At 35.6% G+C, this 18,035-nt stretch carries 16 protein-coding genes; 4 read left to right on the top strand and 12 right to left on the bottom strand.

The window, feature by feature from the left end:
* Window positions 1-103: 103 nt before the first annotated feature.
* Entirely contained in the window at window positions 104-1,255 is a 1,152-nt protein-coding gene (gene rnd / locus BBBE_RS03765; RefSeq protein ID WP_010701270.1) for a ribonuclease D, read from the bottom strand.
* A 142-nt stretch (window positions 1,256-1,397) separates the two neighbouring features.
* Here rnd and aspS point away from each other — a divergent pair, with 142 nt between their 5' ends.
* Complete coding sequence (gene aspS, locus BBBE_RS03760; RefSeq protein WP_010701269.1) at window positions 1,398-3,188, top strand: aspartate--tRNA ligase; 1,791 nt, start codon at window positions 1,398-1,400, stop codon at window positions 3,186-3,188.
* 178 nt (window positions 3,189-3,366) lie between these two features.
* Window positions 3,367-5,616, top strand: coding sequence for a DNA topoisomerase IV subunit A (gene parC / locus BBBE_RS03755; protein ID WP_022708673.1), 2,250 nt, complete (start codon window positions 3,367-3,369; stop codon window positions 5,614-5,616).
* Between the two features lie 117 nt (window positions 5,617-5,733).
* Here parC and BBBE_RS03750 read toward each other — a convergent pair whose 3' ends face one another.
* From BBBE_RS03750 to rpe, 10 genes are all read right to left on the bottom strand, one after another.
* Window positions 5,734-6,978 (bottom strand): multidrug effflux MFS transporter, encoded by a 1,245-nt coding sequence (locus tag BBBE_RS03750; RefSeq protein ID WP_010701267.1) that lies wholly within the window; start codon window positions 6,976-6,978, stop codon window positions 5,734-5,736.
* 73 nt (window positions 6,979-7,051) lie between these two features.
* On the bottom strand, window positions 7,052-7,384 hold the full coding sequence (gene grxD, locus BBBE_RS03745; protein ID WP_010701266.1) for a Grx4 family monothiol glutaredoxin: 333 nt from the start codon (window positions 7,382-7,384) through the stop codon (window positions 7,052-7,054).
* 97 nt (window positions 7,385-7,481) lie between these two features.
* Window positions 7,482-7,715, bottom strand: coding sequence for a BolA/IbaG family iron-sulfur metabolism protein (locus BBBE_RS03740; RefSeq protein WP_010701265.1), 234 nt, complete (start codon window positions 7,713-7,715; stop codon window positions 7,482-7,484).
* Window positions 7,716-7,732: 17 nt separating this feature from the next.
* A complete protein-coding gene (gene purL / locus BBBE_RS03735; RefSeq protein WP_010701264.1) occupies window positions 7,733-9,943 on the bottom strand; it encodes a phosphoribosylformylglycinamidine synthase subunit PurL in 2,211 nt (736 codons plus the stop codon).
* A gap of 348 nt (window positions 9,944-10,291) precedes the next feature.
* Entirely contained in the window at window positions 10,292-10,960 is a 669-nt protein-coding gene (gene purQ, locus BBBE_RS03730; RefSeq protein ID WP_010701263.1) for a phosphoribosylformylglycinamidine synthase subunit PurQ, read from the bottom strand.
* Between the two features lie 12 nt (window positions 10,961-10,972).
* The gene (gene purS, locus BBBE_RS03725; RefSeq protein ID WP_010701262.1) at window positions 10,973-11,212 is read right to left on the bottom strand and encodes a phosphoribosylformylglycinamidine synthase subunit PurS; all 240 of its coding nucleotides are present in this window, start codon (window positions 11,210-11,212) and stop codon (window positions 10,973-10,975) included.
* Between the two features lie 83 nt (window positions 11,213-11,295).
* A complete protein-coding gene (gene purC, locus BBBE_RS03720; protein WP_010701261.1) occupies window positions 11,296-12,060 on the bottom strand; it encodes a phosphoribosylaminoimidazolesuccinocarboxamide synthase in 765 nt (254 codons plus the stop codon).
* A gap of 303 nt (window positions 12,061-12,363) precedes the next feature.
* Window positions 12,364-12,912: an RBBP9/YdeN family alpha/beta hydrolase gene (locus BBBE_RS03715; RefSeq protein WP_010701260.1), complete on the bottom strand. Its 549-nt coding sequence runs from the start codon at window positions 12,910-12,912 to the stop codon at window positions 12,364-12,366.
* Window positions 12,913-12,988: 76 nt separating this feature from the next.
* Complete coding sequence (purB, locus tag BBBE_RS03710; RefSeq protein ID WP_010701259.1) at window positions 12,989-14,290, bottom strand: adenylosuccinate lyase; 1,302 nt, start codon at window positions 14,288-14,290, stop codon at window positions 12,989-12,991.
* A 13-nt stretch (window positions 14,291-14,303) separates the two neighbouring features.
* The gene (rpe, locus tag BBBE_RS03705; protein ID WP_010701258.1) at window positions 14,304-14,975 is read right to left on the bottom strand and encodes a ribulose-phosphate 3-epimerase; all 672 of its coding nucleotides are present in this window, start codon (window positions 14,973-14,975) and stop codon (window positions 14,304-14,306) included.
* A gap of 158 nt (window positions 14,976-15,133) precedes the next feature.
* Here rpe and BBBE_RS03700 point away from each other — a divergent pair, with 158 nt between their 5' ends.
* Window positions 15,134-15,667: a flavin reductase family protein gene (locus tag BBBE_RS03700; RefSeq protein ID WP_010701257.1), complete on the top strand. Its 534-nt coding sequence runs from the start codon at window positions 15,134-15,136 to the stop codon at window positions 15,665-15,667.
* A 1,182-nt stretch (window positions 15,668-16,849) separates the two neighbouring features.
* Window positions 16,850-17,266, top strand: coding sequence for an RNA polymerase-binding protein DksA (gene dksA, locus BBBE_RS03695; protein ID WP_010701256.1), 417 nt, complete (start codon window positions 16,850-16,852; stop codon window positions 17,264-17,266).
* 51 nt (window positions 17,267-17,317) lie between these two features.
* On the opposite strand, the gene BBBE_RS03690 is transcribed toward dksA, so the two are convergent.
* On the bottom strand, window positions 17,318-17,860 hold the full coding sequence (locus BBBE_RS03690; RefSeq protein WP_010701255.1) for a flagellar biosynthetic protein FliO: 543 nt from the start codon (window positions 17,858-17,860) through the stop codon (window positions 17,318-17,320).
* Between the last annotated feature and the right edge of the window lie 175 nt (window positions 17,861-18,035).

Here is an 18,035-nt window from a genome sequence, read left to right as displayed (position 1 = left end):
TTTTATAGATAGAATGAGTTTTGTCTTTGATAAAATTATAATACATTCAGACTTATTATATTGTTTAATGGGTGTATCTCTATATAGATATACCTTTTTCAAATTAAAGCTGCTTAGTTGTTATTTCTCCATTATGAAAATAAAATGCTAGTTGGCCTTTTAGCATTTGTTCTGCTTTTTGGCCAAATATTTCATAACGCCAACCATTCATAGCAGGGATATTTTCTGTTATACCACCATGAACGATTTTTTCTAAATCATTGGAAGTTGCGATAACCTTAGGAGCAATATTGTTTTCATTTGCAACAAGTTTTAATAATACTTTAAGTAGGTCAATTGCAGCAGCTGTTTTATCATGAATGGGATTATGCTTGGGAAGGTCAGGTAAAGAAGCAATGTCAACTTCAAAACTTTCGTGGATAGCTTTAATTAATGTCTGTGTGGTTGAGGGGTGATGTCCGCTTTTTTTTAAGCTGCGTAAACGTTTTAGTTCAAGTTCGTCTTTTGGTTGTTGAATAGCAAGTTCTATAAGGCATTCATCTTTCATAATATGACGGCGCGGAACATTATGTTTACGTGCTTCACGTTCACGCCAAGCAGCGACTTTTTGTAACACAGCCAGTTCACGAGGGGCTTTAACTTTTCCTTTCACTTTTTTCCATGCGTCTTCTTCTGGTATATCGTAGGTTGTCGGTGTTAAAAGAATCTCAAGTTCATCATTCATCCAGTGGGTTCGTTTGTTTTTTTCTAATTTCTTTTTTAATGAAAGATAAACGTCTCTTAAATAAGTTACATCAGCAAGTGCATAAAGCAATTGTTTTTCAGAAAGGGGGCGGTGGCTCCAATCTGTAAAGCGAGATGATTTGTCAATATGATGTCCGGTGCAGCGTTGTACAATTTGATCATAGGAGATAGAATCACCAAATCCACAAATTGATCCTGCTATTTGAGTATCAAATAGAGGGTAGGGAATGATTCCTCCGAGATGATAAATAGTTTCTATATCTTGGCGTGCAGCGTGAAAAACTTTAACAATTTTTTCATCTACCATCAGGTTAAAAAATGATTGTAGATTAATATCTGGTACCATTGGGTCAATAAGTATTGTAGTATTTAGAGATGCAAGCTGAATCAAGCACAGTTGAGGCCAGAAAGTTGTTTCGCGGATAAATTCAGTATCTACGGTTACAAAATCAGAATTACTTAAAGTGGCAATTGCAATTTCAAGTTCTGTTGTTTGTGTAATAAGTTTCATTACTTCATTATAGCATAAATAGGTTAAATTTGTCTTTTATTGTATTTTTTTTCTAGGTTTTTGGGGGGATATCTTGACAAGTAGCTGCCAAAAATCGTTTGTAACGCGTATGACAACAATTATAATTTAAAGGCAGAAAACTATGCACCGTTATCGCAGTCATAATTGCGCCGCACTTCGTAAATGTGATGTAGGAATACAAGTCCGTCTTTCAGGGTGGGTTTATCGTGTTCGTGACCATGGCGGAATTCTTTTTATTGATCTACGAGACCATTTTGGAATTACACAGATTGTTGTTGATCCTCACTCACCTGCTTTAAAAACTGTTGAGAAGGTACGTGCTGAATCAGTTATTCGCGTGGATGGAGAAGTACGTGTACGTGCTGATGAGGTTATTAATGCCGCTTTACCAACGGGTGAGGTTGAAGTTTTTGCGAGTGAGGTGGAAATTCTTTCAAAATCTGATGAACTTCCTTTACCAGTTTTTGGCGAACCTGATTACCCAGAAGATATTCGATTGAAATATCGTTTTCTTGATTTGCGTCGAACAACTATGCACAAGAATATAATGCGTCGCACTGAAATTATTGCTTCCATAAGAAAGCATATGCAAGATTGTGCCTTTACAGAATTTACGACTCCACTTTTAACAGCATCATCACCAGAAGGAGCACGTGATTTTTTGGTTCCAAGTCGTATACATCAAGGAAAGTTTTATGCACTACCTCAAGCACCTCAGCAGTATAAACAATTATTGATGGTTTCTGGTTTTGATCGTTATTTTCAAATAGCTCCATGTTTTAGAGATGAAGATCCACGTGCAGATCGTTTGCCAGGTGAGTTTTATCAATTAGATATTGAAATGAGTTTTGTTGAGCAGGAAGATGTTCTTGCAACGATGGAACCCATTATACGTTCTGTTTTTGAAAAGTTTGCAGATGGAAAGTCTGTGACGCAAAATTTTCCTCGTATTTCATACGATGAAGCAATTCAAAAATATGGTTCGGATAAGCCTGATTTACGTAATCCAATTATTATGGAAATTGTTTCTCAACATTTTTACGATTCTGATTTTAAGGTTTTTGCTCAGATTTTAGCTAATGACAAACATGCACAGGTATGGGCTATTCCCGCTAAAACAGGTGGTAGTCGTGCTTTTTGTGATCGTATGAATACGTGGGCGCAAGGTGAGGGGCAGCCTGGTCTCGGCTATATTTTTTGGCGTCAAGAAAATGGAATCTTTGAGGGAGCTGGCCCTATCGCTAAAAATATTGGTGAGCAGAGAACTGAAGCTATTCGTGTGCAACTTGGACTTGAAAGTGGTGATGCCTGTTTTTTTGTTGCAGGAAATCCGAAAAAATTTGCATCTTTTGCTGGTGCTGCGCGGACACGAGTAGGAGAGGAGTTAGATCTTATTGATCGTGAATGTTTTTCTTTAGCATGGATTGTTGATTTCCCATTTTTTGAATGGAATGAGGATGAGAAAAAGATTGATTTTGCACATAATCCTTTTTCAATGCCTCAGGGAGGAGAAGAGGCTATTGATTGTCAAGATCCTCTCACTATCAAAGCTTTTCAGTATGATCTTGTTTGTAATGGTTATGAGATTGCGTCAGGTGGAATCCGTAATCATTCACCAGAAATGATGTTGAAGATTTTTAAGCTTGCAGGTCTTTGTGAAGAGGTGGTCGAAGAACGTTTTGGTGGTCTTTATCGTGCATTTCATTATGGTGCTCCACCTCATGGTGGTATGGCGGCTGGTATTGACCGTATTGTAATGCTTTTACAAGGTGTAAAAAATCTACGTGAAATTTCTTTATTTCCTATGAATCAACAAGCGCTTGACCTTTTAATGAGTGCTCCATCTCAAGTTTCTGCTGTACAGCTATCTGATTTAGGAATTAGAATTGCTCGTAGTGCTAAAAATGATTGATAAAATAAATAGTAAACATTTTTTTCTAAATTTTTAGGATTAATATATTTCCTTATTATTTTTACTCACAATAGCTATTTACATAATATAATTTTAAAATATTCAGATATTAAAAATTTGCACTTATAGGCCTTATGGCATACTTATTTGTTATTTTGAAAATTTTTATTCATGTACTATGTCAACTAAAATGAATGAGTCTTTTGATAAAGAATGTGTTGAGCCAATAGAGTTACGTTCTGCTTTGCAGGAACGCTATTTGGCCTATGCGCTTTCTACCATTACACACCGTGCATTACCTGATGTACGAGATGGATTGAAGCCAGTACATCGACGTATTATCCACGCAATGCGTTTATTAAAGCTTAATCCGGGACAGTCTTATGCTAAATGTGCGCGGATTGTGGGTGATGTTATGGGTAAATTTCATCCTCATGGTGATGCATCTATTTATGATGCGTTAGTGCGCTTAGCTCAGGATTTTGCTGTTCGTTACCCATTAATTGATGGGCAGGGCAATTTTGGTAATATTGACGGTGATAATGCTGCAGCTATGCGTTATACAGAAGCACGTATGACTGAAGTTGCAGCGTTGTTACTTGAAGGGATTAATGAAAATGCTATTGATTTTCGTTTGACTTATAATGAAGAAGATGAAGAACCTGTTGTTTTACCAGGAGCTTTTCCTAATCTTTTAGCCAATGGTTCATCAGGGATTGCTGTTGGTATGGCGACATCTATCCCACCGCATAATGTTGCTGAATTATGTGATGCGGCATTGCATTTGATTGCTCATCCCACTGCAAATAATGAGGATTTAAATCAGTTTGTACTTGGGCCTGATTTTCCAACAGGTGGTATTTTAGTTGAACCTAAAAAGAGCATTAAAGAATCATATTGTACGGGGCGTGGATTATTTAGGTTACGTTCGCGTTGGCATCAAGAACAAAGTAGCCGTGGTTCTTATGTCATTGTTGTTACTGAAATTCCATATCAAGTGCAAAAATCACGCCTTATTGAAAAAACGGCAGAATTATTACTTGCACGGCGTTTGCCGATGCTTGAAGACATTCATGATGAATCTGCAGAAGATATCCGTATTGTCCTTATTCCCAAAAATCGTACAGTTGATGCTGAACTCTTAATGGAGTCACTTTTTAAATTGACTGATTTTGAAGTGAGATTTCCCCTTAATCTCAATGTTTTGACTTTAGGTAAAGTACCTAATGTTCTTTCTTTGCGTGAAAGTTTACAACAATGGCTTGACCATCGTAAAGAAGTTCTTGTTCGTCGCTCAAGTTATCGACTTAATGAGATTAATCATCGATTGGAAATTCTTAATGGATATCTTATCGCATATTTGAATCTTGATAAAGTGATCAAAATTCTTCGTGAAGAGGATGAACCCAAAAAGGAATTGATTGAACATTTCAGATTAACGGATAATCAAGCTGAAGCTGTTCTTAATATGCGGCTACGTTCTTTACGAAAACTTGAAGAGTTTGAAATTCGTAAAGAATTTGAGTCTCTTAAGACTGAAGAAGCGCAATTACAAGCCTTATTAGCCTCCAATATAAAACAGTGGAAAGTGATTTCAGATGAAATCACAAAAGTTCGAAAAATTTTTGGGCCTGAAACTATTTTAGGTAAAAGACGTACAACATTTGAGGATGCTCCAAAGCACGATGTTAATGATATTCAGCAAGCAATGATTGAAAAAGAACCGGTAACTATTGTTATTTCCGAAAAAGGTTGGATGCGAGCTTTAAAGGGTCATTTGAATGATTACAAAATGCTTTCTTTTAAAGAAGGTGATTGCTTAAAATTAGCATTGCCAGCGTTTACTACAGATAAAATTGTGGTGGTAAGTACTGGTGGAAAATTTTTTACTATTAATGCGAATGTTTTACCTGGAGGAAGAGGGCACGGTGAACCAATTCGGATTTTGGTGGATATGGATGGTGAACACGATATTTTGACGGCTTTTGTGCATAATGTGCAAGAAAAGCGGCTTTTGGTTTCAGCATATGGAAATGGTTTTATTGTCTCTGAAAATGAAGTGATTGCCAATACACGAAAAGGAAAGCAAATTATGCATGTAAAATCTCCTGATAAGGTAAAACTTTGCGTTCCGGTAAAGGGTGATTATGTTGCAGTAGTGGGGGAAAACCGCAAAATGCTTGTCTTTGCCATAGAGCAAATACCAGAAATGAGCCGTGGTAAAGGTGTTCGTTTACAGCGTTACAAAGATGGTGGCATCGTTGATGCCAAAACCTTTAATTTATCAGAAGGTTTAAGTTGGCAAGATACAGCTGAACGCAGTTTTAATCGCCAGGCTGATGAGCTTGTTGAGTGGATAGGAACACGTGCTGGAGTAGGACGCTTGGTTCCAAAAGGATTTCCAAAATCAGGAAGATTTACTAATTAATATGGTAAATATATTAAATTATTAACTTAAAGTGCACAACAAAAAGCTCTTTTAAATTTAGATTTATCGGCAGTATAATTTAAAAGGATTATTATAAAATCCCTTTGAGAGCTATGTTTATTTAGAGTGATCTTTAAAAAGATTTCCACGCTCAGCCCATAATACAAGAAAGATAGCGATGAGACTGAGAAAGAAAAATCCTGCTGAATTCGGAATCATTGTTTCGTCAAAGCGTTGTGCGATGAAAAAACCGAGACCTGTAGCAATGGATATTTGAAGAAAACCGGATACAGAAGCTGCTGTTCCAGCAATTTTTCCTAAAGGTTCAAGAGCGAGTGTATTGAAATTAGCCATGATACCACCGCACGTAAACATTAATATAGAATACAATAGCATATAAAAAGAAAAAGAGATGATACCACCTGTTAAAATTGATGCAATAAACCAGATACATGAAGTGGTACAAAATAGTAGAAGCATACTGTGACCAATGCATCGCATCCCAAGACGATGAACAAGTCGAGAATTTAAGAAAGCTGATACCGCTTGAAATGCAGCACTAGCTGCAAAAGCTACAGGGAATAAAAAACCTAAGTTATAGATTCCTTCATATATTTGTTGCGATGTGTTAACAGCAATAAAGATGCATCCTAACATAATGGAAGTAGCAAGCGTGTAACAAAGTGCAGTCCGGTTGGTAATGACAAGGCATAAACCATCTTTAATAGAAGAAAAGGAAAGAGAACGCTGTGTATGAAGAGTTTCAGGTAGGCGCAGGTAAATCCAAATCATCAATCCAAAACCAACAAATGCCATGAATATAAAGATAAGTTGCCAATGCTCGAGAAATAAAATTGTTTGTCCTATTATTGGTCCAAGCATTGTGGCAATGAGAAAAACCATCATGACTATGGACATGACTTCTGCCATTTCTCGACCGTTGTAGAGATCTCGTACCATGGAAATTGTAAGCACACGCATTGCAGCGCCCCCAATGCCTTGCAAAATACGTAAAATAAGTAATAAGGGAAAACTTGTTACATATGCACAACCAAGTGCTGTTAATGAATAAAGGGTAAGGCCTATGAGAACAAGTTTACGCCGCCCAAAACGGTCACTTATTGGCCCAAAAAATATTTGAGTAAGACCAAAGCTGATAAGATAACAAGAAATGATATAATGCTGATCATTTTCGTTAATAATATGAAAGCTATTTAAAATATTGGGCATAGCTGGCAGCATAATATCAATGGCTATAGAATTAATTGCCATCAGTGCTGCAATGATAATGACAAATTCTTTATATCCAATTCTTTTTTTGATTGCATCTATATGCTTTTGTTCGTCAACCGAATATGACATATACACCCTTTAAAATAAAAAAAATCTGACTAAATAACAGTCTATAAAAGGCTTAATAAGATTAAAGTTAATTTTATGATATATTAAAGGTGATGTTTTTTTCTTTGAGCAGTTCTTGTAACTCATCATTTTGAAACATTTCTTTAATAATATCGCAACCACCAATAAATTCACCTTTGATATAAAGTTGTGGAATTGTTGGCCAATTTGAATAATCTTTTATTCCCTGACGCAATTCATCAGAAGTTAAAACATTAATTCCTTTATAGTTTATTCCTAAATACTCAAGGATCTGAACAACTTGACCAGAGAATCCGCATTGCGGAGCATTAGGTGTTCCTTTCATGAATAAAACGACATCATTTGTTTTAATTTCATTATCAATAAAATCGTAAGCAATAGTCATTTTTATTCCTTTATATTGGTGACATTTTAGGGATTATAGTGTATTGGTTTTATTTTAAATCGTATTAGCAAAGTGAATGCAAGAAGAAATTTTTTAATTATTTAGGTACACTTGTTTGAAGAGCTAAAGCATGAAGTGCATTTCCCATATTGCCTTTAAGAGCATCATAAACCATCTTGTGTTGTTGAACACGGCTTTTACCCCGAAAACTTTCTGAAATAACTTCTGCAGCATAATGCTCACCATCTCCCGCAAGGTCATGGATTGTCACTTTTGCATCGGGGATACTTTCACGAATAAGAGTTTCAATTGCATGAGCATTCATTGCCATGAGTTATTCTCCTCTATTTATTTTTCTTCCATAAATTTTGGAAACCAGCTTTCATAAGCTTGTGTTAGCTTAGATATTGAAAGTGTTAATACGTCTTTTATGTCAAGCGTGTCGCCTTCAACTATACCAAGCTCCATTAAAGAAACTTCGCTTGTTTGAGCAAGTGTTTTAAGGTCATTAAGTTTATTGGGGGTAACTGCTAATAAATAACGCCCTTGATCTTCACCGAAAAGTTCAGCATGATGTGGTAATTTGTTACTTAATTTTGCTCTAATTCCTTTATTTGCTTTAATTACCATTTCTGCAAGAGCAATGGCTAATCCTCCATCGGAAATATCATGAGCAGCATGAATAAAACCACAATTAATAGCGTTGCGAACAAATTGACCATTCTTTTTTTCAAGCTGTAAATCCACATAAGGCGGCGCGCCGGCTTCAATATTTAAAATATCGCGTGCATAAATTGATTGCCCTAAATGTGAACCACAAGGGCCAACTAAAACTATAATATCTCCATTTTGCATATTATTTATTGTAGCCATTTTTGACCAATCATTAAGGATACCAACACCAGCGATTGTAGGCGTAGGAAGAATTTCTACTCCATTAGTTTCATTGTAAAGGGAAACATTTCCTGAAACGATTGGAAAATCGAGTACTCTGCAAGCTTCACTTATACCTTTAATGGCAAAAATTAGCTGCCCCATAATTTCAGGTTTTTCAGGATTGCCAAAATTGAGATTATCAGTAGCAGCTAGTGGTGTTGCACCCGTGGTACTAATATTACGCCAACACTCTGCGACGGCTTGTTTCCCTCCTTCATAAGGATCAGCTTCACAATAGCGAGGTGTTACATCAGAAGAAAAAGCAAGAGCACGTTTGTCACTATTATCTATGCGGATAACACCTGCATCACCCCCTGGGCAAATAAGAGTATTACTCTGGATAATTGTATCATATTGTTCATAAACCCATCGCCGTGAACTTTGATTGGCAGAGTTTAGTAAGGCAAGTAATGCATCACCGAGATTTTCAACTTTTTTAACTTCTTCTACTCTAAGAGTTGTTTTTTGGGGAGGCTCTATCCAAGGGCGATCATAAGCTGGGGCTTTATCGCCAAGTTCTTTGATCGGCAGGTTAGCTACTTCTTTCCCTTGATGTAATACGCGGAAACGTAAATCATCCGTTGTTTTTCCAATGATGGCAAAATGAAGTCCCCATTTATTAAAGATTTCAGATGCTTGTTTTTCGAGTTCTGGTTTTAGAACCATAAGCATACGCTCTTGACTTTCAGAAAGCATCATTTCATAGGCTGTCATGTTTTCTTCGCGAACAGGCACTTTATCAAGATTGAGTTCTATTCCTAGATTTCCTTTTGCACCCATTTCAACTGCAGAACATGTTAATCCTGCTGCTCCCATATCTTGAATACCAATAACGGCTCCTAATGCCATTAATTCTAAACAAGCTTCAAGCAGGCACTTTTCAGTAAAAGGATCACCAACTTGAACAGTTGGACGTTTTTCACTGATTGTGTCGTCAAATTCAGCAGAAGCCATTGTAGCTCCACCAACACCGTCACGCCCTGTTTTGGCACCAAGATAAACAATAGGAAGTCCTACACCTTGCGCTTTGGAATAAAAAATAGAATCTGTTTTTGCAATGCCAGCTGCAAAAGCGTTGACAAGAATATTACCATTATAACGTTTGTCAAAATTGACTTCTCCACCAACAGTGGGAACACCAAAAGCGTTGCCATAACCACCAATTCCAGAAACAACCCCTGAAACCAGATAACGCGTTCGGGGATGATCAGGAGATCCAAATCGTAATGCATTCATACTTGCGACAGGGCGAGCACCCATTGTAAAAACATCACGCAGAATACCACCAACACCTGTTGCTGCACCTTGATAAGGTTCAATGTAAGAGGGGTGGTTATGACTTTCCATTTTGAAAACAACACACTGGTTGTTGCCTATATCAACAACACCAGCATTTTCACCTGGGCCTTGAATGACACACTTTCCTTTTGTCGGTAAAGTTTTGAGCCATTTTTTAGAAGATTTATAAGAACAATGCTCGTTCCACATCGCAGAAAAAATTCCAAGCTCAGTTAGTGTTGGTTTTCTACCGATTAACTCCAAGATACGTTGGTATTCATCGGGTTTTAGGCCATGTTGTGCGATTAATTCTGGTGTAATGGCAATGTTATTGCAAAAGTTCATTAGTATTTCCGTTGTATTGATCAGATTTTAATTTTGTTATCACTTTTAATCCAAGCTGTTTAATATATTGGTATTTTCATTATTTGATAATAAAGCTATTAAAGAACTGAAAATTGAGGCTTTGGTTAGTTATGCTTTAGATTCTAGTGGTCAATTTTTTAAAATATTATAAAGCGCGATTAAAATATGAAAATGATTTGAACTTGAATAATAAGCATAAAATTTAAAAGCAAGACAAACAAATTTATAGTAAGACTTTGAACTTTTAAACCACACTTGATGTGTTTAGGATAACATAATTTATTATTGTAAGTGTAAAAATTTTCTTGGCAAAGTTCACTTCACACATTAATTTTTCGAAGCTAAAATACTTTGAAACAATAAACGGCCGTCATCACCACCATGTGCGGCCTCAATGAAATTTTCAGGATGAGGCATTATACCAAGAACATTGCCAGCTTTATTGACAATACCAGCAATGTCATTAATCGAACCATTGGGATTTGTATTTTCTGCATAACGGAAAATAATTTGCTTATTGTCTTCCATTTGTTTCAATGTATTATTGTCAACGAAGTAATTTCCATCATGATGAGCAACAGGACAGCGAATGATTTGTCCTTTGGAATAGCATCGAGAAAATTTTGTATCAGCGTTAATGATTTCAAGTTTTATTTCACGACAAACAAATTTTAATGAAGTATTGCGCATTAAAGCGCCTGGTAACAATCCAGATTCTAGCAAAATTTGAAAACCATTACATACCCCCATAATCATAACACCTTTTTGTGCTTTTTCACGCACAGCTTGCATAACTGGCATTCGCGCACCAATAGCACCACATCTTAAGTAGTCACCATAGGAAAAACCACCAGGGATAACAATCATATCAACTTGAGGAATTGTTGTTTCTGTTTGCCAAATTTTAAGCGGTTGAATACCTGTTATTTGATATAATGCTGTAATCATATCTTGATCGCGATTTAATCCGGGTAATTGAATGATAGCAGTTTTCATCGAGTGATCCGCTCACAGAAGTTCTATGGTGTAATTTTCAATAACAGTATTTACAAGTAATTGTTTACACATTTGTTCAAGTTTTTGTTTTGCTGTTTCAGTGGGTATGTCATCGAGAATAATATCAAACACTTTTCCTTGGCGAATAGATTGAATGCCGGTAAAAGCTAAGCTATTTAAAGCGCTAGTAATCGCCTCTCCTTGAGGGTCAAGAACGCCGCTTTTAAAGGTAACTATAACGCGTGCTTTCATTTTTATTTCCTGTTTTTAAAACATTTTTTTGAAGAATTAACTCTCTCTTTTTAAAGCAAGGCAACGTTGCATTACTTTGTTTCTTATTTAACTAAAACTGGACCACTTGGTCGTGGAGGATCATTTTCGTTCATAATACCAAGGCGTTTTGCAACATTTTGATAAGCGTTAATAAGCCCACCCATATCGCGGCGGAAACGATCTTTATCCATTTTTTCTCGCGTTTGCATGTCCCATAAGCGGGCAGAGTCAGGTGAGATTTCATCAGCAAGAACGATACGCATTGTTTCACTTTCCCATAAACGGCCAAATTCCATTTTAAAGTCAATCAATTGAATACCAACACCTGCAAAAAGCCCAGAAAGAAAATCATTAATACGAATTGAAAGTTGCATAATTTCTTCTATTTCTTGTGGGGCAGACCACCCAAAAGCAGTGATATGCTCTTCCGTCACCATTGGATCGTCAAGGGAATCGTTTTTGTAGTAAAACTCAATAATAGACTGAGGAAGAACTGTTCCTTCTTCTAATCCTAAGCGCTTAGAAAGGGAACCTGCAGCAACGTTACGTACAACAACTTCCAGCGGAATAATTTCAACTGCTTTGATAAGCTGTTCACGCATATTGATACGTTTGATAAAATGTGTTGGGATACCTAAACGGCCAAGCTGAGTAAAAATATGCTCTGAAATACGGTTATTTAAAACTCCTTTACCATCAATGATTTCATGTTTTTTAGCATTAAATGCAGTTGCGTCATCTTTAAAAAACTGAATATAAGTACCTGGTTCAGGCCCTTCATATAGGATTTTGGCCTTACCTTCATAAATGCGGTGACGACGGTTCATCATAATTCTCTATTCGTTGAAAAGTCTTAATATTGTTGATGAAAGTATTATCTTAATTAGCAACAATTCTCAATGAATTGCTATATGTTTATTACAATTTTTGTTATCTAAAGCATATAAATGAAATTTAAACTTTTATAGTCTGGCAAAAACATTAATGCAATCAGGCAAAGTGAATAATTTGTTCAGTTTTTCAGCATGACTAGTGCACGGTAAAAATATTTAATCCTCTTATAGGGTATGCATTAATAATGTAGGGTAGAGTAATATAGAATGTATTTTTGAAAGTGGTTCATATTATCTTTAAAGTTTTGCAAGAAAATGGGAGAAAATTATAAGCCCTTCAGGCCAAGGACCATGACCAGATTCTACATTAATGTGCCCAGACTGTCCAGTATCAACGAAAAGTGCATTCCAATCTTTAGCAAGATTTTCTGCTACTGAGAATTGGCAGAATTCATCATTGCGGCTTGCTATGAGCACTGAAGGAAAGGGGAGTTTTTTGCGATGATATGGACCAAATGTCATTAGATGCTTGGGGCGTATTTTTTCATTTTCTACATCTGGTGGGGCAACAAGGAAAGCACCACAAACTTTTTCTGCATTTTGAGCAGTTGCGTGAATAACGGTTGGCACTCCCAATGAGTGAGCAATGATAACAACAGGTTTATTGGCTTGTGCAATGGCATTTTTTACTGCATTAATCCATTCTTCGCATACGGGTTTTGACCAATGAGTTTGTTGGACACGGCGGGCAGTAGATAGTTTTTGTTCCCAACGTGTTTGCCAATGATCTGGACCAGATCCTTTGTAGCCGGGGACAATAAGAATATCGAGTTGATTTGCTTTCATGAATGTCTTTCTTTATGAAAACGTGTTTTGAATTAACAAAAACAGAAAATTTTTATTTTTTGTACAATTTTTGCTATTATCCAAATACACGTCTAAAAATTGTCTCAACATGTTTAGTATGGTAAGCAAGGTCAAATTTTTCACGAAGATCTGCTTCATTTAAAGCTTTTGTGACATCTTCATCTTTTAGCAATTCTTCTAAAAAATCTTTTCCTTGTTCCCAAACTTTCATCGCGTTTCGTTGAACAAGGTGATAAGCATTCTCACGGCTTATACCAGCTTGTGTGAGTGCTAAAAGCACGCGTTGTGAGTGAATAAGACCACGAAATTTATTGAGGTTTTTTTGCATATTTTCTGGATAAACAATTAAATTTTCAATCACAGATGTTAATCGAGAAAGCGCAAAATCAAGGGTAATGGTAGCATCAGGGCCAATATAACGTTCAACAGATGAATGTGAAATGTCACGTTCATGCCAAAGCGCAACATTTTCCATAGCAGGCATTACAAATGTGCGCACCATACGTGCCAATCCAGTGAGATTTTCTGTTAAAACTGGATTGCGTTTGTGAGGCATAGCAGATGAGCCTTTTTGCCCAGGTGAGAAATATTCTTCTACTTCAAGAACTTCTGTTCTATGCAGGTGGCGTATTTCTATGGCTAGCCTTTCAACAGATGAAGCAATAACTCCAAGTGTTGCAAAGAACATAGCATGACGATCACGTGGTATTACTTGGGTGGAAACAGGTTCAACACGCATACCTAGTGCTTGTGCTACATGTTCTTCAACACGGGGATCAATATTAGCAAAAGTGCCAACAGCTCCTGAAATGGCACAAGTGGCAATTTCTTCTCGCGCAGCAAGAAGACGTTTGTGACAACGCAGAAATTCGGCATATGCAAGGGCAAGTTTAGCTCCAAATGTTGTAGGTTCGGCATGAATGCCATGACTACGTCCAATAGTAATCGTCTCTTTATGTTCAAAGGCACGTTTTTTTAATACTTCAAGAAGTTGATTTATGTCTTTTAGAAGAATATCACTAGCGCGCATTAATTGAACATTAAATGCTGTATCCAAAACATCTGATGATGTCATGCCTTGGTGAATAAAACGAGATTCTGGTCCAATAAATTCAGCTAAGTGGGTTAAAAATGCTATGACATCATGCTTTGTAGTCGCTTCAATTTCATTAATACGATTAACATCAAATTCAGCAGCTTCACCTTTTTCCCAAATAATTTTAGCTGATTTTTCTGGAATAACACCGAGCTGAGCTAACGCATCACAGGCATGTGCTTCAATTTCAAACCAGATACGATATTTAGTCTTTGGTGACCAAATTGTTACCATTTCAGGGCGAGAATAACGCTCGATCATGATTTTTTCCTTATTATGAGAGTTTTGCGGCTTGGCGCAGTGCGTTAATGCGTGTTTTATAAAGATCTTTGTTACCATTTTTATAAACTGCAGATCCTGCAACAAATACATTTGCACCAGCTTTTGCAGCTATTCCAATTGTATCAACTGTAATGCCACCATCAACTTCAAGATCAATAGGCCGATTGGCAATCATATTTTTTACTCGTTCGATTTTATTTTTCATTTCTGAGATAAAGTTTTGTCCACCAAAACCTGGGTTGACAGTCATAATAAGAATGAGATCTAGTTGATCAAGAAAATATTCAAGCACATGCTCTGGTGTGCTTGGATTGATTGAAACTCCTGCCTTTTTTCCCATTGCTTTAATTGTTTGCAGTGAGCGATGAATATGAGGACCTGCTTCTGCATGAATGGTTATAATATCTGAACCGGCTTGCGCAAAGGCTTCAAGATAAGGATCTACAGGTGCTATCATGAGGTGAACATCAAATATTGTTTTGGTTAGTGGGCGCAGTGCTTTAACAATATCAGGGCCAAAGGTAATATTAGGGACAAAGTGGCCATCCATAATATCAAGGTGAAGCCAATCTGCACCAGCATCAACAACATCTGATACTTCTTGACCGAGTTTAGAAAAATCAGCAGCCAAAAGTGAAGGTGAAATGAAATGGGGACGGGGCATTAAGATCTCCTAAGTTTAAGCCCTTTTAGCGTATAATATTGTGTGATAAAATATACATTTTTGTTGTTCATATATGATATAAAAGAATAAGAATACGTAATAAATCAATTTATTGAAATATCCATTGAATTTTTGAAAGCTATCTATAAGTGAAAAATATGCAAAATCGTACAAAAGATTTAATGCCTAAATTTCAAAAAATTGCTACGGTTTCTTCACAAGAATATCGCGATACTATGAGTCGTTTAGGAGGAGCTGTGCATATTGTAACGACAAATGGTGCTAAAGGAAGACGTGGGGTAACAGTTTCGGCTTGTTGTTCTTTATCAGATGATCCTCCAATGCTTCTTGTTTGCTTAATGCGACATAATTCTAAAAATAAGTTATTTGTGGAAAATGGAAATTTTTGTGTCAATAGCTTAGCAGGGAAACATCGTTCATTGTCGGAAATTTTTTCTGGACGTTGTGGTTTTACACAAACTGAACGCTTTAATACAGCTCAATGGAATGTTTTACAGACTGGCGCACCTAGCTTATCAGGTGCTTTGGCTTCATTTGACTGCCGTTTGATTTGTTGGCACCAACACGCGACTCATTATATTTTGATTGGTGAAGTTGTTGCGATAAACCGCAATCAAGAAAAAGACGCTTTAATGTATTTTAATCGTGACTATCATGTTTTGTCTTTATAATTGCTGTTTTATTATTAGGTGAATTTTGGTTATTTATTTTTATCATGTTTAAATTTTTAATGATCAGTCTTAAGTTAGCGTAAACTTTAAATTAAAATAATAATATTTATCAAGTTTCTATTTAAAATTTTTAATGTAAATGCTTAATTAGTCTGTTTTTTTTAATCGCGATAGCTATATAATTTGGGGTAATTTAAAATAAAAATATTCTACTGTTACTGATTTTTAAGCTACGATTTGTATATATTTGTGAAACTTAATTCTTTTTGAAAAATGTCTGTTTTTACGGGTTGGAAAAAATATTAATATAATATTTACCGTTTAATCAGGTATTAATAGGTTTTAAAGGTAGCTCTTTCCAGAAAAGAAATGGGTAAAGCGTCTTTTTATATTGCAGATGCATTTTCGTCAAATCTAACTATATACAAGAGACTGGATAAAAAATTTTTATTTTGTAATTTTTATCAAAATTGACAATAAAAATATGAAACGTAGGTATAATAGATTCTTATTTCAGATCCCGCTTTACGTTAAGTAATATAGAGTGTTCAATATTTTCTACACCAACTTTTTCCTACAGAAATTATATAAGAAAATAATTAATGCTTTATATGGCATTCAAGTTTTTGTATTGTATTGGTGTTTGATTTTTGTATGAATAAATAAAGCGTGCCAAATTTTTTATAAGGTTTTTTAGTCTTAAGTTTTTACTAAAAGAAAGGCAGATTAATATATCCATTACGCAATTCTTGTGTGTTTTGTATATTGCTTAGGAAAATTGTTTTTTAGTTTTGAATAAGGTGATGAGACTTAATTGCAGAGTGGAGGATACAACTCTCTCTAATGATTTAAGGGCACTTGAAGCTTCATTTTTGAAGATAATAGAAAACTAAAAAACTATCCTTTTATTTCTGCGGAGAACTTTTTACATTCAATTAAGAAAATTATTTTTTTAGAGTTAATATGGCAGATTTTATGGTTTATGCTGGAATAAAAAAATTTATAAAGCTTCTTTAAATGAAAATATTATAAAGTTTCAACATACTACACAAAAAATGAGCTAAAAATTTGAATAATGAATTCAATATGTTCTTATTTTTATAGAGATTATGTTTTACACTTGTTTTAATTGGTATTGCACAATATATAGACCACCCATACCATATGTGGAGATTTTGTGGCATGAATAAAGTCGTTAGTGGTCAGTATCGTCCTAGTGAAGATGAACCTTTTATGAACGAGCGACAAAAAGCATATTTTCGCGCTAAATTAATTTCTTGGAAATGCGATATATTGAAAGAAACTCGTGAAACTTTAGAAAGTTTGCAAAGAGAAAATACTAATCAATCTGATTTGACTGACCGAGCATCTTATGAAACTGATCGTGCAATCGAATTGCGTGCTCGTGCTCGTCAGAGAAAACTCATTGCAAAAATAGATGCAGCCTTGGAGCGTATTGATAATGGTACTTACGGGTTTTGTGAAGAAACTGGAGAACCTATTAGTATAAAACGTCTTGAAGCACGACCAATTGCAGTTTTATCATTAGAAGCGCAAGAACGCCATGAACGACGAGAAAAAGTCTATCGTGATGATTAAAATCGATTTATTATCATAAAAGCAAGATACTCGATATCAGAATGAAATACTTTATTTTGAGCTAGGAATAAAGAAAGACGGTTCTTGCCGCCCTTCAATTTCAGCTGTAATTGCCGAATCTTTTAAATGCTGATTTTGTTGAGAGGAGGGGGAGGGGATATTGTCTTGTGCAGGTTTAATTGTATTGGTGTGTAGAGAGGTTTGTTCAGTAAAGGCAGCATTGAAATTAGTTTCTGCCATTTTTGATGTTGGCTGTATGTCTTTTTGTGGTCTGTTATAATTTTCGTATGAGATCTGTGTTTTGACAATATTAGATTCTATAACTGTATCTGCCGCTCCACCGATGAGAATTAAATGTTCTACATCATCGCGACGTATTAGAACAAGGCGGCGTGTACGATCAATAGCAATTATGTCAGATATGATTAATCGCAATGGGTGTTTTTTTCTATTAAAATTGAATCCTCCTTTATTTAAATAGCGCAAAAGCGTTATGACTATAACAATTGCTGTGATTATTATTATAAGAAACACAAGGCTTGTAATTATATTTGCTGCAGATGTTCCAATATAGTTTGATAACCAAATATTCATATTGTTTTCTCCTATTTCATAATGAGATCATTATTTTTTTATTATGTAAGTTTATAAATCATTTTAAGAAGTTCAATAAAATGTAAAGTGTTGAGTCATTTTCATTGAGCAAATATACTTATGTTATGTATAATAGAGGGATTATAGCACATTCTTCATAATAGTGATTATTGAA

Origin of the sequence: Bartonella bovis 91-4 (assembly GCF_000384965.1) — a bacterium.
GTDB classification, from domain to species: Bacteria; Pseudomonadota; Alphaproteobacteria; order Rhizobiales; family Rhizobiaceae; genus Bartonella; species Bartonella bovis.
The sequence above is the reverse complement of the archived record's forward strand: the minus strand, read 5'-3'. Positions and strand labels throughout refer to the sequence as shown.